General features: G+C 62.6%; 20 protein-coding genes. 10 read left to right on the forward strand and 10 right to left on the reverse strand.

Going from position 1 to position 22,496, the window contains the following annotated elements:
* Position 1 precedes the first annotated feature (1 nt).
* The 4 genes from topA to plsY all read right to left on the reverse strand — a co-directional run bounded on the left by topA (position 2) and on the right by plsY (position 4,968).
* The gene (topA, locus tag I6A82_RS10130) at positions 2–2,596 is read right to left on the reverse strand and encodes a type I DNA topoisomerase (RefSeq protein ID WP_198094772.1); all 2,595 of its coding nucleotides are present in this window, start codon (positions 2,594–2,596) and stop codon (positions 2–4) included.
* A 140-nt stretch (positions 2,597–2,736) separates the two neighbouring features.
* Entirely contained in the window at positions 2,737–3,279 is a 543-nt protein-coding gene (locus tag I6A82_RS10135) for a hypothetical protein (RefSeq protein WP_198094773.1), read from the reverse strand.
* The gene (gene dprA / locus I6A82_RS10140) at positions 3,276–4,349 is read right to left on the reverse strand and encodes a DNA-processing protein DprA (protein WP_198094774.1); all 1,074 of its coding nucleotides are present in this window, start codon (positions 4,347–4,349) and stop codon (positions 3,276–3,278) included. Before dprA ends, I6A82_RS10135 begins: the two co-directional genes overlap by 4 nt.
* Positions 4,350–4,377: 28 nt before the next feature.
* Positions 4,378–4,968: a glycerol-3-phosphate 1-O-acyltransferase PlsY gene (gene plsY, locus I6A82_RS10145; protein WP_198094775.1), complete on the reverse strand. Its 591-nt coding sequence runs from the start codon at positions 4,966–4,968 to the stop codon at positions 4,378–4,380.
* A gap of 125 nt (positions 4,969–5,093) precedes the next feature.
* On the opposite strand from plsY, the gene I6A82_RS10150 reads away from it, so the two are divergent.
* From I6A82_RS10150 to hemA, 3 genes are all read left to right on the forward strand, one after another.
* Positions 5,094–5,819: a LuxR C-terminal-related transcriptional regulator gene (locus tag I6A82_RS10150; protein ID WP_198095582.1), complete on the forward strand. Its 726-nt coding sequence runs from the start codon at positions 5,094–5,096 to the stop codon at positions 5,817–5,819.
* A gap of 50 nt (positions 5,820–5,869) precedes the next feature.
* The gene (murI, locus tag I6A82_RS10155) at positions 5,870–6,664 is read left to right on the forward strand and encodes a glutamate racemase (protein WP_198094776.1); all 795 of its coding nucleotides are present in this window, start codon (positions 5,870–5,872) and stop codon (positions 6,662–6,664) included.
* An 89-nt stretch (positions 6,665–6,753) separates the two neighbouring features.
* Positions 6,754–7,980 carry a 5-aminolevulinate synthase gene (gene hemA / locus I6A82_RS10160; protein ID WP_198094777.1) on the forward strand — a complete coding sequence of 409 codons (1,227 nt, stop codon included), beginning with the start codon at positions 6,754–6,756 and terminating at the stop codon, positions 7,978–7,980.
* An 82-nt stretch (positions 7,981–8,062) separates the two neighbouring features.
* On the opposite strand, the gene I6A82_RS10165 is transcribed toward hemA, so the two are convergent.
* Complete coding sequence (locus tag I6A82_RS10165; protein ID WP_198094778.1) at positions 8,063–8,347, reverse strand: hypothetical protein; 285 nt, start codon at positions 8,345–8,347, stop codon at positions 8,063–8,065.
* Positions 8,348–8,561: 214 nt separating this feature from the next.
* On the opposite strand from I6A82_RS10165, the gene I6A82_RS10170 reads away from it, so the two are divergent.
* Positions 8,562–8,945, forward strand: a complete 384-nt coding sequence (locus I6A82_RS10170; protein WP_198094779.1) for a hypothetical protein — start codon at positions 8,562–8,564, stop codon at positions 8,943–8,945.
* A 78-nt stretch (positions 8,946–9,023) separates the two neighbouring features.
* On the opposite strand, the gene I6A82_RS10175 is transcribed toward I6A82_RS10170, so the two are convergent.
* A complete protein-coding gene (locus I6A82_RS10175) occupies positions 9,024–9,992 on the reverse strand; it encodes a PAS domain-containing protein (RefSeq protein ID WP_198094780.1) in 969 nt (322 codons plus the stop codon).
* Between the two features lie 548 nt (positions 9,993–10,540).
* On the opposite strand from I6A82_RS10175, the gene I6A82_RS10180 reads away from it, so the two are divergent.
* From I6A82_RS10180 to I6A82_RS10190, 3 genes are all read left to right on the forward strand, one after another.
* Positions 10,541–11,542, forward strand: coding sequence for a ligase-associated DNA damage response exonuclease (locus tag I6A82_RS10180; protein WP_198094781.1), 1,002 nt, complete (start codon positions 10,541–10,543; stop codon positions 11,540–11,542).
* 68 nt (positions 11,543–11,610) lie between these two features.
* Positions 11,611–12,630 (forward strand): sensor histidine kinase, encoded by a 1,020-nt coding sequence (locus I6A82_RS10185; RefSeq protein ID WP_198094782.1) that lies wholly within the window; start codon positions 11,611–11,613, stop codon positions 12,628–12,630.
* A gap of 34 nt (positions 12,631–12,664) precedes the next feature.
* Positions 12,665–14,242, forward strand: coding sequence for a cisplatin damage response ATP-dependent DNA ligase (locus I6A82_RS10190; protein WP_198094783.1), 1,578 nt, complete (start codon positions 12,665–12,667; stop codon positions 14,240–14,242).
* On the opposite strand, the gene I6A82_RS10195 is transcribed toward I6A82_RS10190, so the two are convergent.
* From I6A82_RS10195 to I6A82_RS10205, 3 genes are all read right to left on the reverse strand, one after another.
* Complete coding sequence (locus I6A82_RS10195; protein ID WP_198094784.1) at positions 14,239–14,880, reverse strand: class I SAM-dependent methyltransferase; 642 nt, start codon at positions 14,878–14,880, stop codon at positions 14,239–14,241. The two genes, I6A82_RS10190 and I6A82_RS10195, sit on opposite strands and share 4 nt — an antisense overlap.
* Before the next feature lie 51 nt (positions 14,881–14,931).
* Positions 14,932–16,137 carry a DUF3419 family protein gene (locus I6A82_RS10200; protein ID WP_198094785.1) on the reverse strand — a complete coding sequence of 402 codons (1,206 nt, stop codon included), beginning with the start codon at positions 16,135–16,137 and terminating at the stop codon, positions 14,932–14,934.
* A gap of 117 nt (positions 16,138–16,254) precedes the next feature.
* Positions 16,255–17,238, reverse strand: a complete 984-nt coding sequence (locus tag I6A82_RS10205; protein ID WP_198094786.1) for a threonine ammonia-lyase — start codon at positions 17,236–17,238, stop codon at positions 16,255–16,257.
* A gap of 61 nt (positions 17,239–17,299) precedes the next feature.
* Between I6A82_RS10205 and I6A82_RS10210 the strand changes: the two genes are divergently transcribed.
* A complete protein-coding gene (locus I6A82_RS10210; protein ID WP_198094787.1) occupies positions 17,300–18,508 on the forward strand; it encodes a saccharopine dehydrogenase family protein in 1,209 nt (402 codons plus the stop codon).
* A 110-nt stretch (positions 18,509–18,618) separates the two neighbouring features.
* Here I6A82_RS10210 and I6A82_RS10215 read toward each other — a convergent pair whose 3' ends face one another.
* Positions 18,619–19,809: an MFS transporter gene (locus I6A82_RS10215; RefSeq protein WP_232343402.1), complete on the reverse strand. Its 1,191-nt coding sequence runs from the start codon at positions 19,807–19,809 to the stop codon at positions 18,619–18,621.
* A gap of 65 nt (positions 19,810–19,874) precedes the next feature.
* On the opposite strand from I6A82_RS10215, the gene I6A82_RS10220 reads away from it, so the two are divergent.
* Together I6A82_RS10220 and I6A82_RS10225 are read left to right on the forward strand one after the other, a co-directional pair.
* Positions 19,875–21,047, forward strand: a complete 1,173-nt coding sequence (locus I6A82_RS10220) for a carboxynorspermidine decarboxylase (RefSeq protein ID WP_198095584.1) — start codon at positions 19,875–19,877, stop codon at positions 21,045–21,047.
* Positions 21,048–21,261: 214 nt separating this feature from the next.
* Positions 21,262–22,458, forward strand: a complete 1,197-nt coding sequence (locus I6A82_RS10225) for a type III PLP-dependent enzyme (RefSeq protein WP_198094788.1) — start codon at positions 21,262–21,264, stop codon at positions 22,456–22,458.
* The last annotated feature ends 38 nt before the right edge of the window (positions 22,459–22,496 follow it).

A 22,496-nucleotide genomic window follows, 5' to 3' on the forward strand; every position in this document is an offset into this window, starting at 1 on the left:
CTCAGCTTTCGCTCGCTGCCTTCTTCGCCGCGGGCTTCTTTGCTGCCGGCTTCTTCGCCGGCGCCTTCTTCGCGGGCGCTTTCTTCGCAGCAGGCTTTTTCGCGGCCGCCTTCTTCTTTGGTGCGGCCTTTTTCTTTTTCTTCGGTGGGGCCTTGGCGGCGCGTTCGTCGATCAGCTGGGCGGCTTCTTCCAGCGTCAGCGCGTCCTTGTCGACCGTCTTGGGGATCGTCGCATTGGTACTGCCGTCGGTGACATAGGGGCCGTAGCGCCCGTCCATCAGCTTGATCTCTTCCTCGGTCCGCGGATGCTTGCCGAGCACTTTCAGCGGCTCGCGCGCGCCGCGGCCCTTGCCCTTGTTGGCAGCGGCTTTGGCGAGCTTCGTGACGGCAGCGTTCATGCCGATTTCGAACACTTCGGCCGTGTTCTCCAGCTTCGCATATTTCTTGTCGTGTCGCAGGAAGGGGCCGTAGCGGCCAATGCCCGCCTCGATATCCTGCCCCGTTTCCGGATGCGGACCGACGACGCGCGGCAGCGAAAGCAGCTTCAGCGCCATCTCCAGATCCAGCTCGCCCGGCAAATCCTTGGGGATGGAGGCACGGCGCGCCTCCTTGCCTTCGCCGGACTGGATATAGGGGCCGAAGCGCCCGGTCTTGGTCTCCACTGTCTCGCCGGTCGCCGGGTCCACGCCCAGCTCCTCCGGTTCGACATCGGCCTGGTCCTTGCCCCCTCCTTGCGCGAACTGGCGCGTATATTTGCACTCCGGATAGTTGGAGCAGGCGACGAACGCTCCGAAGCGGCCGCCGCGCAAGCTGAGCTTGCCGTCGCCGCAACGCGGGCAGACGCGCGGATCGGTGCCGTCCTCGGTTTCCGGGAACAGATAAGGCGCCAAGAACTGGTCGAGCTCCGCCGTGATATCGCTCGGCTTCTGTTCCATCACTTCTTCGGTCTTGGGCTTAAAGTCGCGCCAGAAGGCGGCGAGCACCTTTTGCCAATCCGCCCGGCCGCCGGACACTTCGTCGAGCTCATCCTCCAGCCCGGCGGTATAGTCATAGGCGACATAGCGCTCAAAGAACCGTTCCAGAAAACCAGTCAGCAGACGCCCGGTCTCTTCCGCCCAGAAGCGGTTGCCCTCGGTGCGGACATAGCCGCGATCCTTCAGCACCTGAATGATCGAAGCGTAGGTAGACGGTCGCCCGATGCCCAGCTCTTCCATCCGCTTGACCAGGCTGGCCTCCGAATAGCGCGGCGGCGGCTGGGTGAAATGCTGCTCGGCATCGACGGCGTTGACCGCGGGCCGATCGCCCTCGCGCATCATCGGCAGCAGCTTGCCGTCGTCGTCGTCCTTATCGTCGCGGCCTTCCTGATAGACCGCGAGGAAGCCGGGGAATTTTACCACCTGGCCGTTGGCGCGCAGCACGATCTGGCCGGTGCCGTCCGCGAAATCCACCGCGGTGCGCTCCATCTGCGCGGGTGCCATCTGGCTGGCCATCGCGCGCTTGTAGACGAGGTCGTAGAGCTTGGCGTGATCGCCCGAACCGGCCCGGTCCTTGCGGAAATCCGTGGGCCGGATGGCTTCGTGTGCCTCCTGCGCGTTCTTCGCCTTGGTCGAATAGAAATTCGGCTTTTCGGGAAGATAGCCGCCGTCGAACTTGTCCGCGATGGCCTTGCGCGCGTCCGAAATGGCGCTGCCGTCCATCTGCACGCCGTCGGTACGCATATAGGTGATCGCGCCGTCTTCGTAGAGCTGCTGCGCAATCCGCATGGTGTGGCTGGCGGAGAAGCCAAGCTTGCGTGCGGCCTCCTGCTGCAGCGTGGAGGTAGTGAACGGCGGCGCGGGACGGCGCGTGACCGGCTTGGTCTCGACCTTGGAAACGATCAGGCTGGCCGCTTCCACCGCGGCTTTGGCCTTCATGGCCGTGCCTTCATTGCCGAGCGCCAGTTTGTCCAGCTTCTCACCGTCGAATTGCGTCAGGCGCGCATCGAACGCCTGCCCGTCATGCTGCATCCGCGCGGTGACGGACCAGTATTCCTGCGGTTTGAACGCCTCGATCTCCCGCTCGCGCTCGGCAATCAGGCGCAGCGCGACCGACTGGACTCGGCCCGCCGATTTCGCGCCCGGCAGCTTGCGCCACAGCACCGGCGAAAGCGTGAAGCCGACGAGATAATCGAGCGCCCGGCGCGCGCGGTAGGCATCGATCAGATCGGTATCGAGCCCGCGCGGCGCGGCCATCGCGTCGGTCACCGCCTTCTTGGTGATGGCGTTGAAGGTGACGCGGCTAACATCCTTCGGCAGCGCCTTTTTCTGCGCGAGCAGTTCCTGCACATGCCAGCTGATCGCCTCCCCTTCGCGGTCAGGGTCGGTCGCCAGGATCAGTCGGTCCGCCTTCTTGGCGTTGTCGGCGATCTCCTTGATGCGCTTGGACTTGTCGGCATAGGCCTGCCAGGTCATCGCGAAATCGCTGTCCGGATCCACCGAGCCATCCTTGGGCGGCAGATCGCGGATGTGCCCGTAGCTCGCCAGGACCTTGAAGTCCTTGCCCAGATATTTCTCGATCGTCTTCGCCTTGGCCGGCGATTCCACGATGACTAATTGCATGAGGTGATTTGCTTTTCTGTTGGGTCTCGTATGTGCACGCGAGGCTGGTGGCGAACCGGCCCGCCCGTCAAGCCGGATTTTCGGGCGCGGTCAAGATGGGTGGGCGGAACGAATTTGGAACAGGGGGAGCTGCCCGGTCCTCATCCGAAAATACAAAACCAATCGCGAGCATTCATTCGCTCACAGCTTCTGATGTTACCGCCGACAAGTTGATAGCTTGTATTCCCATCGAAACTCTCTGGATCGCGCCCCGGTGAGCGGATGATTGCCGTGCCGCCGTCGGGAATGCCTTGCGAATAAATGGCGGCTTTCGGCGGCGGTCCCTCAAGCACGTGGTTGTTGGCCTCGGCAAAGGAAAGCCGTGCGCGGTCGGAAATCAGGCTTGAGATTCCCCACAGCAGCAGTGCGGTTCCCATCAGGGACAGCAAGGGAAGCGATCGGCTCAGCCAGCGCCGCTGTGCCTGTGCAGGTCGTGCATCGCCCAGTACCAACGCCGCGATCGCAACGATAGCGCCGCATAGCCATGCGAAAGCCCAGAAGAGCGAAAACAGCAGTTGGATCAACAAGTCGCGGCCGTAAAACCAGTCGAGAACCGCAGCACTGCCAAACCATCCGAGGCCGAAGAACGCGAACATGCAGAGTGCAAGCCGGTCGTTATAATACATTTCAGACCAGGATTTCATGCCAAGCGCACCCGTCCTCCGGCGCCGCGCTCCAGCCTTCCGGCCAGTTCCAGTTCCAGCAGCACCGTCTGCACCGCGCCGGGTGGCTCGCCGGACTGGCGGACCAGTTCGTCGACGCTGACGAAATCATGGCTGAGGAGGTCCTGCACCCTCTGCCGGGTGCCGTCTTCGGTATCGATCGGCTGCGGTGCGAAGGGCTGCGAAGGCGCGCGGACGGCGCGGGCGTCGATGGGGCCGAGCTGTTCGGCGATGTCGGCGGCGGACTGCACCAGGATCGCGCCGTCGCGGATCAGCTGGTTGCAGCCCCGCGAACGGGGATCGAGCGGGCTTCCGGGAATCGCCATCACCTCCCGCCCCGCCTCGCCTGCCAGTCTTGCGGTGATGAGCGAGCCGGAGCGCGGGGCCGCCTCCAACACCACGGTACCGAGTGCGAGCCCGGCAATAATGCGATTGCGAAACGGAAAATGGCGTGCCCGCGGCTCGGTGCCGGGCGGCTGTTCGGCGATCAGCAGGCCCTGGGCGGCGATCGCTTCCTGGAGGTCGCGGTTTTCGGGCGGATAGTGGATATCGATGCCGCCCGCGACAATGCCGATCGTGCCGTCCTCGATCGATCCGGCATGGGCCGCGGTGTCGATGCCGCGGGCGAGGCCGGAGACCACGGCAAAGCCCTCGCGGCCCAGCTCCGCCGCCAGCCCGCGCGCGAACCGGCAAGCCGAGGCGCTGGCGTTGCGCGCTCCAACCATCGCGACGACGCGCGCCTCCATCAGGGCGCGCCGTCCGCGGTAGCTAAGCACCGGCGGCGGGTTATCGATCTGGGCCAGCAGCGCGGGATAGTCCGGACTGCCGAGGAACAGCAGCTGCGCGCCGAGTGCCTCCACCCGCCGCAGTTCCGCCTCGATCGCACCGGCATCGGCAAGCCGGGGCGCCCTGCCCCCGCCGCGCCGCGCCAGATCGGGCAGCGCCGCGATCGCCGCGCCCGCGCTGCCAAAACGCGCCAGCAACTGCACGAAGCCCACCGGCCCGACATTGGCCGAACGGATCAGCCGCAGCCGATCGAATGCATCTTCCATGATCCCTCCCCCCGGAGATTATATCCGTCTAGTGCTGCCCCACCTTTGGCTCCTGCCCCTTCAGCAACCGCGCAACATTCTCCTTATGCTTCCAGATCGTGAGCACGAGGAAGGCGATCAGCAGCGGAACCAGCTCGGCATGGCCGAAGATCAGCGCGGCGATCGGCGCGGAAGCAGCGGCCAGCAGCCCGGCGAGCGAGCTGATGCGCAGCAGCGCCAGCGAGCCCAGCCAGATCACGGCATAGACCAACCCGCCCTCCCACAAGAGACCGAACATGATGCCGCCCAAGGTGGCGATGCCCTTGCCGCCGTCAAAGCGCAGCCAGACGGGGTAAAGGTGCCCTATGAACGCGCCCGCCGCCGCAGCCTGCGCAGCATAGTCCGCCCCTTCGGCATAGATCGCGCGGGCGATCAGCACGGCGGCAAGGCCCTTCAGCAGATCGAGCAGCAGCGTCGCCGCCGCCAGACCCTTGCGGCCCGTGCGCAGCACATTGGTCGCGCCGATATTGCCCGAACCGATAGAGCGCAAATCGCCCGCCCCGAACATCCGCGTCAGCAGAATGCCGAAGGGAATGGAGCCGAGCAGATAGCCGATTGCCGCCGCGAGGTAGATAGCCATGCCATCGTCATAGACCGGCCTTCTCCCTTGGCGAAACCCCTCCTGGCGTAGGTGACGCATTTTCCCACGAGTACCAGTTGACCGTACCTTGCCTCCCCGCTGCCTCACGCTAGGCTCGGCCCTTCATGAGATGCCCGCAAACCGAAACAGATACGGCTGCGCAGCGCGCCGCCGTTGCGCGTCTTTCAGCGAAGGAGCGCGAATGCCTGGACCGCTGGCTGGGCCATGCCACGGCCAAGGAGATCGCGCGTGACCTCGGCATCACGCATCACGCGGTCGAGAAGCGGCTGAAGTCGGCGCGGTCCAAGCTGGGCGCACAAAGCTCGCTCGAAGCGGCGCGGATCCTCGCGCGAGTAGAGGGTTACGGCGGGGCCGTATCCGGTGTGCCGGAGCTGCCCGCCGCCCCCGCCGACGCTTATCCCGGATCGCACGCCGTGCCCCGAACAGGAACCTCAGGGACATGGCGGCGACTTGCTACGGTTCCCGGAGTAATTCTTATGAGCATCATGATTGCCGCACTGATATTCTCGGTTGCGGGCGGACCGGTAGGTGCGCCGCAGATTCCAGCCACGGAACAGCGCTCGACCCTTTCCCTTTTCGGTAGCGCACTGCTGGATATACCCTTTGAGGAACGCACCTTCGCCAATCTCGACGTCGATTCGTCAGGTTATGTCGAACGCTCGGAGATAGAAGGAGCGACGGTTACGGTGCGTAAGAGCGACAGCTCCTCCACCGCTCCGCAAAAAGTCCGCAAGCCCTCTCTTGCCTTAGCTGATGCCGATCGGGACGGTCGGATCAGCTTCGACGAATATCGACGCTGGCTAGATGAGATCAGGGACTCCCTGAGTTGAACCCGGCTACCGATTGACCGGGGCGGTCGTTCCCTCCATGCGAACTGCGCATGGATGAAGCCGCCCCTATCCTCCTGTTCGATTCCGGTGTGGGCGGGCTTTCAATCCTGCGCGCACTGCAAGGCGCCGCGCCGGCTGCGCCGATAGTCTATGCCGCCGATTTTGCCGGACTCCCTTATGGCGAGAAGACGGAAAGCGAGATCGCGGCGCGCGTGCCGGCGCTGCTCGGGCGGCTGGTGGAGCGATATCGCCCGCGGCTTGTCACCATCGCGTGCAATACGGCCTCCACCATCGCGCTGCCCGCGGTGCGCGCGGCGCTCGATATTCCGGTGGTGGGCACGGTGCCCGCGGTGAAGCCTGCCGCGCTGGCAACGAAGAGTGGGGTCATCGGCCTGATCGGCACCGCCGCCACCATCCGCCAGCCGTATGTCGACAATCTGCTGACCGAACATGGCAATGGCGCAACGCTGATCCGCGTCGCCGCACCCGAACTGGTAGCCGCCGCCGAGCGCAAGCTGCGCGGTGAGGATAATGATCCGGCGATTTTCGAAGGCGTGATCGAGCACCTGACCGCCCGCGCCGAAGCCGCCGGGATGGACGTCGCCGTGCTCGCCTGCACGCATTTCCCACTGGTGGAAGAAGAACTCACCGCCGCTTCCACGGGTCTGCGCTTCATCGACGGCGCGGCGGGGATCGCCCGGCGCATTCTCTATCTTGCCGAAACCGATTTCGCGGACGCCGCCGCCACGCCCGGCCTGTTCGTTTCCACCGGTCCGGCAGCGCTGGCCGAAGGTTATAAACCGGCGCTGGCCGAATATGGTCTGACCAGTTTCGAAACTCTCTAGGAGCTTATTGCAACCCGTTCGCGCTGGATTTCCGCGACTTGCGGTCCTATGTCCACCGGGAACCGACAGCGATTGGCGGCACGAATTTCATGAGCCTTAATTACGACCACATCTTCTCTCAGGCCATCGACCGGCTGCACGAGGAGGGGCGGTACCGCGTTTTTATCGACATCCTGCGCAACAAGGGTGCCTATCCCAACGCCCGCTGTTTCGCCCATCATAACGGGCCGCAGCCGATCACCGTCTGGTGTTCGAACGACTATCTCGGCATGGGCCAGCACCCCAAGGTGGTTGCGGCGATGGAAGAGGCGCTGCACGATGTGGGCGCAGGCTCCGGCGGCACGCGCAATATCGGCGGCAACACGCATTATCATGTCGATCTGGAGCATGAGCTGGCAGACCTTCACGACAAGGAAGGCGCGCTGCTGTTCACCTCCGGCTATGTCTCGAATGAGGCGACGCTCAGCACGCTGGCCAAGATTTTGCCCGGCTGCGTGATCTTTTCGGATGAACTCAACCACGCCTCGATGATCGCGGGCATCCGCAATTCGGGCTGCGAGAAGCGCGTCTGGCGGCATAACGATCTCGTGCATCTGGAGGAGCTGCTGGCCGAAACCGATCCGGAAGTACCCAAGCTCATCGCGTTCGAGAGCGTCTATTCGATGGACGGGGATGTCGCGCCGATCCACGCGATCTGCGACCTTGCCGACAAATATAACGCCCTCACCTATTGCGACGAAGTGCACGCCGTCGGCATGTACGGCGCGCGCGGCGGCGGCATTACCGAGCGGGACGAGGCGGCAAGCCGCGTCACCATCATCGAAGGGACGCTGGGCAAGGCGTTCGGCGTGATGGGCGGCTATATCGCGGCGGACAAGACCATCATCGACGTAATTCGCAGCTATGCGCCCGGCTTCATCTTCACCACCTCGCTCAGCCCCGTCTTGGTTGCAGGCGTGCTCGCCTCGGTCCGCCATCTGAAGGCCAGCTGCGAGGAACGCGCCGCGCAGCAGCGCCATGCGCGCATGCTGAAGGACATGTTCCTGGACGCCGGCCTGCCGCTTCTGGAAAGCGAAACGCATATCGTGCCGCTGATCGTGGGCGATCCAGTAAAGGCCAAGCGGATCAGCGACATCCTGCTCGCCGAATATGGCATCTATGTGCAGCCGATAAACTTCCCCACCGTGCCCCGCGGCACAGAACGCCTACGTTTCACCCCCGGCCCGGACCATGACGAGGCAATGATGCGCGGCCTGACCGATGCGCTGTCCGAAATCTGGGGCCGACTGGAAATGGAAACGGTGCAGGCGGCTTGATTCGCACAGGAAGGCTCGCCTATGCCTAGGCGAACCTTCCCATTTCGATCGAAAGAACGCTAAACGCTGCGTTCCATCACCCTCATGGCAGAATTTCGGGATAACCGCCGCGGCGGCAGATTCCCAAGACTTGTTCGCGATAATAAGGGGTTTGCTCGCCCGAGACACTCACACCGCCCCGGCAATCTCCGACGCCGAAGCCGACCAATTCGACCTTGGCCGAAGTGGCATAATAGTCATATTGGTAGAAGTAGTAGTCGCCCGGACCGAGATCGCTGGTGTTCTGTGCGAGTGCATCGGACGCATTGGTGGAAAATGCTACCGCTGCAATAGACAAAGCGGCTGCCGCAAATAATTTATGCCTCATAGTTCCTCTCCTTTTGGAAGTAGGGGGCTATGAAGCGATCATCTGCGTAGCAACGGTATTTGTATCGGGTTTGGCATGCTTTCTAGAACCGATTCCGACCGGTTCCGAAAAAAAGGGCGAGCATGAAGCCAGAAACCGGCAAGAACGTCGTTTTTAATAGCTGTTAAGTCTATCCGCTAAATCTCCGGCAACGACGCGCTCGTACTATCCGTGGATGTACGAAATCCGGTTCGACGCGCATGAGCGCATCCTGCACCTGCAGCTCAGCGGCTACTGGGGGCAGGACCTGCTGACGCGGTTCGCCCCGGACTTCACGGCCAAGGCAAAGGCTGCGAAGGCAGTGTGCCCCTATTTCGTTATCTTCTCGGATTGCACCGAACTGTCCGTCCAGAGTGCCGAGACAGCGCAGGTCTTCGTAGGCTTCATGACGGATTTACGGCAGTGTACGACAGCACCGCTGGCGATCCTGGTCAGTTCGGTGTTGAACAAGCTTCAGGCCAAACGCAGCCTTGGCGGGCCGGGCGTCGAAGTGTTTCTCGACGTGGATGCGGCGGACAGCTGGATGGCCAAGCAGCTGTCGGAACATTCCCAAGACTGATAAGTGGCGTAAACGCTGGACCTGCGCCGGGTCCGTTGTCGGTCGCGAATAGGACGCAGGAGTACATCCCGCGCCGCGTCAGCCCATCGCTTCCATCGGCACCGCAAGCGTGACGCGCATGCCTTCGTCGGAGCTGTCCACCTGCAAATCCCCCTTCAACCGGGCGGATAGATCGCGCACGATCCGCGCACCCAGATTGCCCTCTTCGGGCCAGGTGCTGCCGTCTGGCAGCCCGACCCCATCATCCTTTACTTCCAGACAGAGGCTATCGCCGTCCGCGATCCACAGCCTCGCCTCCACGCAGCCGCCCTCCTGATCGGGATAGCCGTGTTGCATTGCGTTGGTGAGGAGTTCGGACAATAAGAGGCTGAGCTGCGACGCCGCCTCGATATTCGCCTCGAACCGCTCGGTATCGACGTTGAGGACGACGTTGCGCTGCCCATCCAGCATGTTGATGGCCGAGCATATGCGAGGAATATAGGCTCCCAGAGCGATGGTGGAGCAGTTCTTCGGCTCGTGCGAGAACTCTTCGTACAGCAAGCTGAGCGATTCGACGCGGTTGGCGAGCACCTCGAACGCCTTGTGCGCATCGCCGCCATGGCTGGCTTCCAGCCGGATCAGCGAGAGCAACATTGCCATATGGTTCTTCACCCGGTGCTGAACTTCGCGCAGCGACTCGTCGAGCATCATAGCGCGCTCGACATAGGAGAGATCATCGGTACGCTCGCTCTGAATGCCTAGGAAATGAGTCAATTTTCCGGATTCATCGTGCAACGGTGCAATCATCAGGCGATTGAGGAAGCGTTCGCCATTGGCCCGATAATTCACGATATCGAGCGTGATGTCCTCTTCGCGTTCCAGCGCTTCGCGAATTGCATCGCTGTGCTCGGTTTCGGTTCTTTCTCCCTGCAGGAACCGGCAATTGCGGCCCAACGCCATCTCCTTGCTGTAGCCGGTCAGTTTCACGAACGCCCGGTTGACGTAGATGATCGGCTGATCGGGCGCGGTGGCATCGGTCAGAACCAGCGCGAACGGAAGTTCGAGCATGGATCGACGAGCGATACCTTCCGGTATTTCCGGTGCCTCCGACCGGTCGATTTCGGACATTGTTCGCCACCCCACGTTGGAACAAGCCGCTTTACTATCGCACATTATCGTTATTTCTCAATAACCTATATCACCCAGCATGATAGCTCGCCGTCTCCCGCCTGCTCGTTGACGGGGGATGAGTGTGATGCTGCCGCTTGCTGCTGGGGTTCGACGGCGGGGCCGATCTCTCCGCCTCACGCACCCCATTTCGGCGGCAGCGCAATTGCGTGGCCCCGCCGCGCCCGAGCTGTTCGTATCTTGGCTTCCCACCCTGCCACCGCTCGAGAGGGAAGCATGACTCAGCGCTCCGCCTTCGAACCTTTTCGCTGTCCTACATCATTCCCCATGCACCAGAGAATGGTCGATGCGCGCCACCACGCCCCTTCCGATTCCCGCGGCAAGCCGCCTGTTTTTGTTCCCGCCCTGCATTCGCGAAATTCCCGCTCTGGATAGTGTGAAGCAGTGTGAAGCTGGCGTCGGACGCGCGGGCTCCCCATATCGCAGCGATGCCTGCCCAAGACTGGATCGAACCGCACCCCACCGGCATCTATGTGAAGCCCTGCGACGCCTGGATCGACCCGTCGGTCGCCCGGCCCCGCGCGCTCGTGACCCATGGCCATGCCGACCATGCGCGCGGCGGGCATGGAGCGGTGTGGGCGACGCCCCAGACGCTGTCGATCATGGGCCTGCGCTACGGCGTGGAGGCGGAGGGCAATGCCGTGCCCTATGGCGAGGAGCTGGATCTCGGCTGCGGTGTCACCATCAGCTTCCACCCGGCGGGCCATGTGCTCGGCAGCGCGCAGATCCTGCTGCAGTATCAGGGCGAACGGGTGGTGGTGACGGGCGATTACAAGCGCCGGCCGGACCCCACCTGCCCGCCTTTCGAAGTCGTACCGTGCGACGTGTTCATCACCGAAGCGACCTTCGGTCTTCCGGTGTTCACGCACCCCGATACACGGGAGGAAGTGGCCAAGCTGCTGGAGGCGCGCGCGGCTAACCCCGAACGCTGCATCCTGGTGGGCGCCTATGCGCTGGGCAAGGCACAGCGTGTGATCGGCGAACTGCGCGATGCAGGGTATGAAGAGACGATCTACCTCCACGGTGCGCTGGAGAAGATGTGCCGCCTCTACGAGGAGCTGGGCGTGAACCTGGGCTCGCTCGAGCTGGTAGGCGATCGGCCCAAGGAAGAGCTGAAGGGCGCCATCGTGCTCGCCCCGCCCGGCGCGATGAACGACCGCTGGAGCCGCCGTCTGCCCGATCCGATCACCGCCATGGCATCGGGCTGGATGCGTGTGCGCCAGCGCGCCCGGCAACGCAATGTGGAACTGCCGCTCGTCATCTCAGACCATGCCGACTGGAACGAGCTGACCCGCACGATTGAGGAGGTCTCGCCCAAAGAGGTGTGGGTTACGCACGGGCGCGAAGATGCGCTCGTCCACTGGTGCACGATGCGTCAACGCAAGGCGCGCGCGCTGGCGATGGTGGGCCGGGAGGATGAAGACGACTGACCGGCATCGTCAGATCGTTGCCGAAGCGTACGGATTGACTGGCCAGTGGATGCCTTTAGGCTTCACCCATGCCCAACCGCCTTGCAGAGCTGGATTTTCCGGACCGGGTAGGATCGCGCCTGCCGCTTCCGGTCAGCCAGGCGTTGGTTGGGATCGGCTGTACGGCGGCAAGCTTCGGAACGCGCGCCTTGCTCGATCTGCTTCTGCCGGGGGCGGGGCCGTTTGCGCTGATCTTCCCGTTCGTTCTGATCGCGACGCTGGTGGGCCGGTGGCAGGCGGGCGTGCTGACCATGATTCTGTCCGCGCTGTTCGCGTGGTATTTCGTCCTACCTGTCCACGGCAGCTTCCGCCTCATCGTCGATGGCGACGGGCCACGCGTGATTGTGAATGTGCTTTCCGGCTTCGCCATTGTGGCGCTGGCCGAGATCTTCCGCCGGGCGGTGCGCCGTGCCGTCGAGCAGCGGGAAGCCGATGTGGCAGAGCGGGACCTGTATTTGCGCGAATTCGACCACCGCGTGCGCAACAACTTCGCGCAGGTCACCGCGATGCTGGACATGCAGCGACGGCAGATGGAGCCTGGCCCTGCGCAAGAAGCCCTGTCAGAGGCGCTGGGACGGGTCGATTCCATTGCCCGCGCGCACCGGGCGCTCTACCGCGGGGACGGAACGCCGGGCCGGGTAGAGATGGCGGACTATTTGAACGAGCTGTGCGAGGCGCTGCGCACCGGCCTCTTGGAAAGACGCTCGATCGAACTGCTGCTAACGGTGGAGCCCATGCGTCTGGAGCGCGACCGCGCCGTGGCGCTGGGGCTGCTCGTTAATGAGCTGGTTACCAATGCGGCCAAGCACGCGTTCCCCGGACGCGAGAGCGGCAAGGTTCAGGTGGAGCTGACACGCACGAAGGATGCGCTCTGCCTGACTGTACAAGATGATGGCGTGGGCCTTCCGGCCGAGCAGCCGAAACCGTCCAGCTTGGGCCAGCGCCTGATCCGCGCTTTTGCCGCTCAGGCGGGCGGAACGCTTGAAAGTAAAAGCACCAGCGGCGGTGCATGCTTCCTGTGTACGCTGGAGCGGCGCGACGACGAGTGAACCGATCTGCCTGGCGCGGGTTGAAGGGGCGGACATGCAAGCCTTTGCCGAACTCATTGATCGCCTGATCTACACCCGCTCGCGCAATGCGAAGCTGACCCTTATCGCGGACTATCTGGTGGCAACGCCCGATCCGGATCGCGGATGGGCATTGGCCGCGCTGACCGGCGACCTCGATCTCAAGGCGGTGAAAAGTTCGCAAATCCGGGCCATGGCAGACGGTCGCTTCGATCCGCTCCTATTCCGCATGAGCCGCGATTATGTCGGTGACACTGCCGAAACCGTCGCGCTGATGTGGCCGGAGGCAGAAGGCGGCATGCGCGAACAGGACAACCTGTCGATCTCAGCCGTGGTGGATCAGCTGGGAGCGACCACGCGCGCCAAGGCACCGGAACTGCTTGCCTCGATGATGGACAGGCTGGATGCGAACGGCCGTTATGCACTGCTGAAGCTGGCGAGCGGTGGCATGCGCGTGGGTGTCTCGGCCCGGCTCGCCAAAACCGCGGTGGCGCAAGGCTTCGGGCTGGATGTCGACGATGTAGAAGAAGTGTGGCACGCGCTCTCCCCGCCTTATGCCGAGCTGTTTGCCTGGGGCGAAGGCAAGGCCGAGCGCCCCGATCCCGAAGGCACACCCTATTTCCGCCCCTTCATGCTGGCCCATCCGCTCGAGGACATGCGCGTCGATTTGGCTGTCTATGCCGCCGAATGGAAGTGGGACGGTATCCGCGTGCAGATCGTCGGGACCGGAGGCGCGGTAAAGCTCTACAGCCGTGGCGGCGAAGAGATCAGCGACGCCTTTCCGGATATTGCCGGCGCGTTCGATGCCGATGCGGTGGTGGATGGAGAGCTGCTCGTGCGCGGCGATGTGCAGGGCGGCCAGGCGGCCAGTTTCAACGCCCTGCAACAGCGCCTCGGCCGCAAGACGGTGACAGCGAAGATGCTGCGCGATGCGCCCGCTTTCGTGCGGCTGTACGATATTCTGATCGAGGGCGACGACGATTTGCGCCCGCTAACCTGGAGCGAGCGGCGCAAGCGGTTGGAAGCGTTCGTTCCGAAACTGGACCAGAGCCGTTTCGACATCAGCCAGCTGATCCCCTCGGACAGCTACGATGACCTGGCAGAGGTCCGCGAAGGCGCGCGCGACGCCGCGATCGAGGGCGTGATGCTGAAGCGCAAGGACAGCCCCTATATCGCGGGGCGCAAGACCGGGCTGTGGTACAAGTGGAAGCGCGATCCGCTCGTCGCCGATTGCGTGATGATGTACGCTCAGCGCGGCTCGGGCAAGCGCAGCTCTTTCTACTCCGACTACACCTTCGGTTGCTGGACGGAAGATGAGGAACTGCTGCCTGTCGGCAAGGCCTATTCGGGCTTCACCGACGAGGAGCTGAAGATGCTGGACCGCTTCGTGCGCCAGAACACGGTCAACCGCTTCGGGCCGGTACGCGAGGTGGAGAAGACGCTGGTGCTGGAGGTGGCGTTCGATTCGATCCATGACAGCAAGCGGCACAAGTCCGGCCTTGCCATGCGATTCCCGCGCATATCGCGGATCCGGAAGGACAAGCCAGCCGATGAGGCGGATCGGATCGCCACGCTGAAGGCGATGATCACCTAAGCGGCAGCGATTTCCGCCGCCCAGGCATAGCCGCCATAGAGACGGGTGAAAGCGACGTCATGACCGTCCCGATAGTAACGATCGACCAGCTCCGGTAGCTCGGCACGTGGCGCCACATGGAAGCGCGCGAGCCACGCATGCAGCCCGCTACGAAACAGCTTCGGCAGGCGCTCCTGCTGTCCGAAATCGACGACATGAAGGCATCCGTCAGGGCTCAGCACATCGACGCCCTGACCGATGGCGGCGCGCCAGTCCGGGATCATCGAGAGGGCGTAGCTGATATATGCGCGGTCCATCTTTGCGACGCCGAACAATGCCTGCGCATCAAATGCGGTGGCATCGGCACGCGCGAGTGTTACCCGGTGGTCCAATCCCGCCCGGCTAACCGCTGCGCGGGCGCTGATAAGCATCTCCTCGCTGATATCGAGGCCAAAGAAATGCACGTCGGGATAGGCCCGCGCGGCGGCCACCAGATTGCGTCCCGTCCCGCACGCGATCTCCAGCACGCTGCCGCCGCGCGGGGGTTGCAGACGCTCGATTAAACGATCGCGACCTAGGAGGTAGTACTTCCTGGTCAGGTCATAAATGTGGCGCTGGACCTTATAGATCGCGTCCATCTGCTCAGCATGGGTGGTCATAAAGGCGGGCCTGTCGGTTGAATGTGGCGCACGTCTAAAAGGCGCTGACTTTCACTTCAGCACGTAGAGGTGCACACCTCCGTAGATCGAGCTGCGGTCCCACTTCGTGAAGTCCTTCGAGGCTTCTTCGCGATAGTCCCAGTTCGACAACAAAGCGTCCGGCAAACGTCCCGGCAGCAAGCTCTCTTCCGCCGCCGTGCGAAACAGCACGCGCGCGCCAGGCCGTGCGGTCCGCGTGATCTCCGTCCATAGTTCGGTCAGCTGCGTGTCGCTCATCCAATCCTGCGCGTCGAGCAGGATGTAACGGTCATGGCTCTCATCATCGGATGACGCCAGATGTTCGGTCATGCTGATGTGGCGCACGGTAACGCGATCGGCGCGCCCGCGGACCGCCTCGAAATTCGTTTCCTGCAAATAGGGTGGCAATGGTGCGTCGTCAGCCTTGCCATAACCCCGGCCGAAGGCTTGCCAGGCGAAGTAGTTGTCCTCCAGCGCGAAATCGCAGGCCAGCTTTTCGAGCCGCGCGCGCAGCACATCGGACATCTTGGCGTCGCCCGCCAGCGCTTCGAACTGCGCCGGGGGGATGCCGAGCCCGAAGAGGGAAGCCGGTTGATCGGTCAGCCAGCGAATGAAGCGTTTGTCGAAAATCGGGGCCAGGCGCTTCTCGAAGATTGCGCGCTGCTCCTCGATGTCCTTCGCATCCAGCAGTTCTTTGGGATCGATCCGGTAAAGCTTGGCGACGAGGTGTGCCATGCCGATGAACCCGCCCAGCAAGCCGCGCTTATAGACGCCGCGCGCGAAGCCGCGAATGCGGCGACGCCCGGTTAGATCGCGCCCTTCCCAATAAGCCCGGCTGGTTTCGTCCAAATACGGGCGAACATGAGCCTCGTATGCCGCAATATTTTCCTTGCGATCAGCCTCCGCGAAAAAGCGCCGGAAGGCGGCGTAATCGGGCAAGTGCTGTGCGGCTGCGAGCTTCAGCCGCCCCAGCGCAACATGGGCCGTGTTGAGATCAACCGCGTCGATCGCCGCCGGATCTGCGGTGAGATAGGACAAGACATTGCAGCCGCCGCTGGCGATAGTGGCGACGCGGTGACCAGGCTTGATCGCCAGGGCGTCCATGTCGACCACCGGGTCTTCCCAGATCTGTGCGTAGACAAGGCCCTTGAACGCAAAGGCGAAGGCGCGATCCCACAGCTTGCCGCCCCCGTCATGCCCTAGAACAGCCTGCTCGATCTTGCGATTTTTCTCGGCCATTCGATTTTCCGTTCAGGAGTTTAGCGATCGAAGATAAGATATCTTAAAAAGATTGAGTGAGGGCCCTCAATCCGCCAGGGACGCGCGATCGCGCATTATGGCGCTAGGATTACGCGATCATGACGCCGGCAGGCCGGTCATGCGCGAAAAAATCGCTGGATCGACATTCCCACCGGATAAGGTGACTGCGGTTCGATCCGTCGGCGCAACCTTGCCAGACAGCACCGACGCCAATGCCACCGCACCGCCCGGTTCCAATCGCCTGCCCAGCTTTTCAAATGCCAGCTTCATGGCGGCAGCCACTTCCCCCTCGCTCACCGCCACACCGACGGCACCGCGATCGCGAAGAATATCGAAGGTGATCGGTGAGACCTTGAGCGTTTGCAGCGCGTCGCAAGCGGTGGGCGGCGGGTTGGGCCCGACCGGCTCGATGACGCCATGGCGCAACGACGCCCCCATATCATCCCAGCCCACCGGCTCCACGATGACGATGCGCGCATCCGGATTGGCGAGCGTGATCCCCGCAGACAGTCCGCCGCCGCCGCAGCAGATGACGATCTGATCCGGTGCGTAGCCCGCCAAATCCAGCAATTGTTGCCGCATCTCGTGCCCGCAACTGCCTTGCCCCTCAACGATCCAGGGATCGGCGAAACTCGGGATCAGCACGGCACCGGACTCAGCCGCGATTTCGGCCGCAATTTCTTCACGCGATTCGGTCGAACGGTCGTAAAAGATAATCTCGGCGCCCAGCTTCCGTGTGCCGTTCACCTTGGCGGCTGGCGCATCGGACGGCATGACGATGGTGGCGGAAACGCCGCGTTTGCGGGCCGCCCAAGCTATCCCTTGCGCGTGATTTCCGCTGGAGAAGGCCACGACGCCTCGCGCCGCCTGCTGCTCCGTCAGATCGGCGAGACGGTGAATGCCGCCGCGGATTTTGAACGCGCCTACAGGCTGATCGCACTCTGCCTTGCACCAGATCGTGATCCCGTCGATCTCCAGCGGAAGGAGCGGCGTCGCAGGTAGCAGCGTCGCCACGCGCTCAGCGGCCAGCGCCACGCCTTCGGAACTGGGCTTGCGGTCGGGATCGTCTTGTCCGGTCATGGACACGGGCTATATGCGATGCCCAATCCTTCCCCAACCACAATCGCGGAGAGCAATCGGCATGAGCACAGTTCTGGTAATCGGCGCGGGCGGCGTCGGCTCGGTCGCGGTCCACAAGATGGCGATGAACAGCGACATCTTTTCCAAGATCGCTCTGGCCAGCCGCACGAAGTCCAAATGCGACGCGATCGCGACTTCGGTGAAGGAGCGGACCGGCGTCGACATTGCGACCTACCAGATCGATGCGGACGACGTGCCCGCCACCGCCGCGCTAATCCGCGAAGTGCAGCCCAAGCTGGTCGTCAATCTCGCGCTCCCTTATCAGGATCTCAACATCATGGACGCGTGCCTGGAAACCGGCGTGCACTATATGGACACGGCGAATTACGAACCGCGCGATCAGGCGAAGTTCGAATATCACTGGCAGTGGGCTTATCAGGACCGGTTCAAAGACGCAGGGCTGATGGCGCTGCTCGGCTCCGGCTTCGATCCGGGCGTGACCAGCGTATTCGCGGCGTGGCTGAAGAAGCACAAACTCGACACGATCGAGCAGCTCGACATCCTGGATTGCAATGGCGGCGACCATGGCCAGGCTTTCGCCACCAACTTCAATCCGGAAATCAATATTCGTGAGGTGACCGCACCCGCCCGCCATTGGGAAAATGGTGAATTCGTCGAGACACCTGCAATGCAGGTCTCGCAGAAGTTCGAGTTCGAGGGCGTTGGCGAAAAGACCATGTACATGATGTATCATGAGGAGCTGGAAAGCCTCGCCAAGTTTCTGCCCGAACTGAAGCGCGCGCGCTTCTGGATGACCTTCGGCGAGGAGTATATCAAGCATCTCACCGTTCTTCAGAATGTCGGCATGACGCGGATCGATCCGGTCATGTACGAGGGCAAGGAGATCGTGCCGCTGCAGTTCCTGAAGGCCGTTCTGCCCGAACCGTCCAGTCTGGGCGAGACCACCAAGGGAAAAACCAATATCGGCGATATCGCGACCGGCATGGCGAAGGACGGCGAACGGCGCACCTTTTACATCAACAATATCTGCGATCATGAAGACGCCTATGCCGAGACCGGCAATCAAGCAGTGAGCTACACCACCGGCGTACCGGCCATGATCGGCGCGGCCATGATCCTGACCGGCAAATGGTCCGGCGACGGTGTGTTCAACATGGAAGAGTTCGATCCCGATCCCTTCATGGACATGCTGAACGAGCATGGTTTGCCCTGGCAGGTGAAGGAACTGGACGGCCCGGTAGAATTCTAAGCGCCGGGCAAACTCACAGCCATTCTAGGTCGCTCTTAGGGCAACAAAACAGTTCGGAGCCGTCCGGTCGCTCCGGACTGTTTTGCGCGTGATAGCACTGACAAGTGGCGTTAATGCCCCGCCTTCGGCACCCGTCGCGCATAGGCAGAAGCCGCCGTCACGCCGAGCGATAATGTCAGCACGAAAAAGCAGCTTCCGGTCCATCCGGCGAATTCGTAAGCCGCGGTCCCTGCCCAGCTGCCGATACCGCCACCGATGAACATCAGCATGATGTAGATCGTCATCAACCGCGTGCGGATCGACGGTTCCTCGATCAGGAACGTCGCCCGTCCGCAGATGTCGATGATCGGACCGGCGCCTGTCATAACCAGCAAGGGAATGGCGAGTAGGAACAGGTTGCCGCCGCCCAGAAACAGCAACCCGACCGCGCAAAGCTGCACAACCGCGACGATGAGACGCGCTTTTCGCGGCCCCACCCGGTCCGTCCATTTGCCCAAGGGCGGTGTGATCGCGAGATTGACGATCGAAATACCGGCAAGATAACCAACAATATCGACGCCATAGCCTATGTCTGGAAGATAAAGACCGATCGCAAGCCAGACCGCGAGAAATATACCGAAATTCATTCCTTGGATCGCGCCGGACAGGAGAACGTGCGGATGCCCGCGCATGAGTTTCAGCGTCGAACCGAGGAGGGCCGCATAAGTCACCTCGTCTTCCGCGGCGCGCAGCGGCTTCGGCTCGCGCATCAGCCAGGGTAGTGCAACCGAAGTGATCGCGAGCAATCCCGCTGCAATCCAGTAGACCGGCCGCCAGCCCCAATATTCGCCGATCAACCCCGCGCCCACGCGGGCAAGCAGGATGCCGAAGACGACGCCTGTCGTGACGATCGCGACCGCGTGGCCGAGCTGCGCAGGATCGACGCGCTTCGAAACATAAGCAGGGATAAGATAGGGGGTGATGGTGAACAGCCCCAGGATCGTGGAAGCCGCGGTAAACAGCGCAAAATCCTTGGCCAGTGCCATACAGGCGATCGCGGCGAACTGGCCGACGGTAAATACGGCTGCCAGGCGCGAGTTGCGCACCCGGTCGCCGAGCGGCAGAAACAGGAAGATACCGATGGCCAGCGCGATCTGGTTAAGCGCCGGTACGGCGCCGATCATCGCATGGCTCACCCCGAAACTGTCCGCCACCGGCGCCACGATCGGGTGAATGTAATAGGCGTTCGCCACCACCACCGCGGTCGCCAGCGACAGCGCATAGAGTTGCGGGCGCGTCAGATAGTCGGCCTGGTCTGGCAAGTCGGGTTTCCTTTGGCGTGAACGGCTCGAGACGTTTATGAGACCGCCCTATGGAGCCCAAGATGATGAACACGCAAGCCGGCGACCCCGGCGCCTTCGCCCGTTTTGATCTGGCGCGCGTACCGTCCCCCGCTTTCGTGGTGGATGCGGCCAAGCTGCGCGCGAACCTGGAAATTCTCGCCGACGTCAAACAGCGTTCGGGGGCAAAAATCCTGTCCGCGCTGAAGGCCTTTTCGATGTGGGAAGTCGCCCCGCTGATCGGCGAATATCTGGACGGCGTCGCCACCAGCGGCCTTTGGGAAGCGCGCCTCGCTTTCGACAAATATGAAGGTGAGATCGCGACCTATTCGCCCGCCTTCAAGGCCGAAGACCTTGCCGAAATCGCGGCGATGAGCGACCATATCATCTTCAACTCGCCGTCCCAGATCGCCCGCCATTCCAAGGCGATCATCGGTCTGCGCGACGGCGGCGAGCAGTTCGATATCGGTCTGCGCATCAATCCGATGCACCGGGAGGGCGAAGTCGAGAAATATGATCCTTGCCAGCCGCATAGCCGCCTCGGCTTACCGGTCGATCAGCTGACCGAGGCCCATCTGGAGCCGGTCGACGGCCTTCATTTCCACAGCCTGTGCGAACAGGGATTTGAACCGCTCTATCGTACCTGGGAAGCGATCGTTCCCTATATCGAACCGTTCATCGACGACCTCAAATGGCTGAATTTCGGCGGTGGACATCATATCACCCGCGACGATTACGACCGGGAAGAGCTGATCGCTTTCCTCGATGATGTCGCCGAAACCACCGGCTGTGAGGTTTATCTGGAGCCCGGCGAAACCATCGCACTCGATGCCGGCATCCTGGTGGGCGAACTGCTCGATGTGATCGACAACGGCATGCCCGTCGGCATCACCGATATCAGCGCAACCTGCCACATGCCCGATGTGATCGAGGCGCCTTATCGGCCCGCTATGCTCGGCGAACCGCGCGAGGGACCGGTCATCCGCCTGGGAGGCCCCTCTTGCCTCGCCGGAGACATTATCGGCGATTATCGCCTTCCCGGGCCGATGGAGCCCGGCATGCGCTTCGCTTTCCTGGACCAGGCCCATTATTCGATGGTTAAAACCACTACGTTCAACGGCGTGCCGCTGCCATCGATCTGGCTGTGGGATAGCGAAACCGACGAGCTGCGTGAGGTGCGCCGGTTTGACTGGACCACCTTCCGCGACCGCCTGAGTTGACGGGGCATTCTTCCGTAGAAGGCCTTCCTTCCCCGACGAATGTCGGAACGATCGGTCCGGCGCGTCCGTTCACTTCGGGCTATGGCGTTTATCCATACCGAAACCACTTTACAGCGCCCCGGCGCGTCCATATATCGCGCCTCCGCTGCCCCATGGGACCTTCCATACCGCAAGGCAGCTCCGACTGAATCTAATCCTTTGGGGGTCCCTTGAATTGCACGAATTTCCTGACGCTCTCGCTGTAGTCCAGGCCACCGCGCCCGACGAACCCGTGACGCTGGTCCGCCCCCATGCGGCGGAGCGCGCCGCGCGTTTCTTCACGGAAAACTTCCGTGGCAAGACGCTCTATGCGGTGAAGGCCAATCCTTCGCCGGCCTTGCTGCGCACGCTGTGGCGCGCGGGCGTGACCCATTATGACGTTGCATCGATCGCGGAAGTGCGCGCCGCGCGTTCGGCGTTGCCGCAGGCGAAACTGTGCTTCATGCACCCGGTCAAGGCGGAGAGCGCAATCCGCGAAGCTTATGAGCGCCACGCTGTGCGCACCTTCTCGCTCGACAGCCATGAAGAGCTGGAAAAGATCCTGCGCGCGACGGACAACGCCGCTGATTTGGACTTGTTCGTGCGCATCCGCGTTCCCAGCGATCATGCCCAGTTGAGCCTCGCTGCGAAATTCGGCGCGCAACCGCATGAAACTGCGAAGCTTCTGATGGCCACGCGCCAGGCCGCGGACGGTTTGGGCATTTGCTTCCACGTCGGCAGTCAGGCGATGACGCCGCATGCCTATGTGACGGCTCTGGAGCGCGTGCGCGCCGCGATCGTCGAGGCTTCGGTGCTGGTAGATTACATCGATGTTGGCGGCGGTTTCCCGTCGATCTATCCGGGGCTCGAGCCTCCGGCCATGGAGCAATATTTCGAGACGATCTATCGCGCCTATTGGGATCTTCCGATCAGCTACTCGGCCGAACTTTGGTGCGAACCGGGCCGGGCTTTGTGTGCCGAGTATAACTCACTGATCGTGAAGGTGGAACGCCGCCGCGGCCAGGAACTCTACATCAACGACGGTGCCTATGGCGCGCTGTTCGACGCCGCGCATATCGGCTGGCGTTTCCCGGTGCAGTTGCTGCGCCAGGGCGGCGAAGAGGCACCGCTGGCAGAATACAGCTTCTACGGCCCGACCTGTGATGATCTGGACCATATGACCGGCCCCTTCCTTCTGCCGGAAGACGTGAAGGTAGGCGATTATATCGAAATCGGCATGCTGGGCGCCTATGGCTCGGCCATGAGGACGCAGTTCAACGGCTTCGGCACGAGCGGATGCCATGTGGTAACCGACGAACCGATGGCTAGCCTGTACACTGGCCAAAAGTCGCCCGAACCCGCCGACAACGTCTTCGCTATCGGCAAACGCTAGCCATTTGTCCTTCCCCGTTCTTAACGGGGAAGGACCTA

It is taken from the genome of Novosphingopyxis sp. YJ-S2-01, assembly GCF_016093175.1.
GTDB classification, from domain to species: Bacteria; Pseudomonadota; Alphaproteobacteria; order Sphingomonadales; family Sphingomonadaceae; genus Novosphingopyxis; species Novosphingopyxis iocasae.

Coding starts and splice junctions, on each gene's coding strand:
- plsY (WP_198094775.1), bottom strand. CDS start 4,968: ATGGCTATCTACCTCGCGGCGGCAATCGGCTATCTGCTCGGCTCCATT.
- I6A82_RS10220 (WP_198095584.1), top strand. CDS start 19,875: ATGAACACGCAAGCCGGCGACCCCGGCGCCTTCGCCCGTTTTGATCTG.
- I6A82_RS10200 (WP_198094785.1), bottom strand. CDS start 16,137: ATGGCCGAGAAAAATCGCAAGATCGAGCAGGCTGTTCTAGGGCATGAC.
- hemA (WP_198094777.1), top strand. CDS start 6,754: ATGAGCCTTAATTACGACCACATCTTCTCTCAGGCCATCGACCGGCTG.
- I6A82_RS10165 (WP_198094778.1), bottom strand. CDS start 8,347: ATGAGGCATAAATTATTTGCGGCAGCCGCTTTGTCTATTGCAGCGGTA.
- I6A82_RS10170 (WP_198094779.1), top strand. CDS start 8,562: ATGTACGAAATCCGGTTCGACGCGCATGAGCGCATCCTGCACCTGCAG.
- I6A82_RS10150 (WP_198095582.1), top strand. CDS start 5,094: ATGAGATGCCCGCAAACCGAAACAGATACGGCTGCGCAGCGCGCCGCC.
- topA (WP_198094772.1), bottom strand. CDS start 2,596: ATGCAATTAGTCATCGTGGAATCGCCGGCCAAGGCGAAGACGATCGAG.
- I6A82_RS10195 (WP_198094784.1), bottom strand. CDS start 14,880: ATGACCACCCATGCTGAGCAGATGGACGCGATCTATAAGGTCCAGCGC.
- I6A82_RS10190 (WP_198094783.1), top strand. CDS start 12,665: ATGCAAGCCTTTGCCGAACTCATTGATCGCCTGATCTACACCCGCTCG.
- I6A82_RS10180 (WP_198094781.1), top strand. CDS start 10,541: ATGCCTGCCCAAGACTGGATCGAACCGCACCCCACCGGCATCTATGTG.
- I6A82_RS10135 (WP_198094773.1), bottom strand. CDS start 3,279: ATGAAATCCTGGTCTGAAATGTATTATAACGACCGGCTTGCACTCTGC.
- murI (WP_198094776.1), top strand. CDS start 5,870: ATGGATGAAGCCGCCCCTATCCTCCTGTTCGATTCCGGTGTGGGCGGG.
- I6A82_RS10205 (WP_198094786.1), bottom strand. CDS start 17,238: ATGACCGGACAAGACGATCCCGACCGCAAGCCCAGTTCCGAAGGCGTG.
- I6A82_RS10175 (WP_198094780.1), bottom strand. CDS start 9,992: ATGCTCGAACTTCCGTTCGCGCTGGTTCTGACCGATGCCACCGCGCCC.
- dprA (WP_198094774.1), bottom strand. CDS start 4,349: ATGGAAGATGCATTCGATCGGCTGCGGCTGATCCGTTCGGCCAATGTC.
- I6A82_RS10185 (WP_198094782.1), top strand. CDS start 11,611: ATGCCCAACCGCCTTGCAGAGCTGGATTTTCCGGACCGGGTAGGATCG.
- I6A82_RS10210 (WP_198094787.1), top strand. CDS start 17,300: ATGAGCACAGTTCTGGTAATCGGCGCGGGCGGCGTCGGCTCGGTCGCG.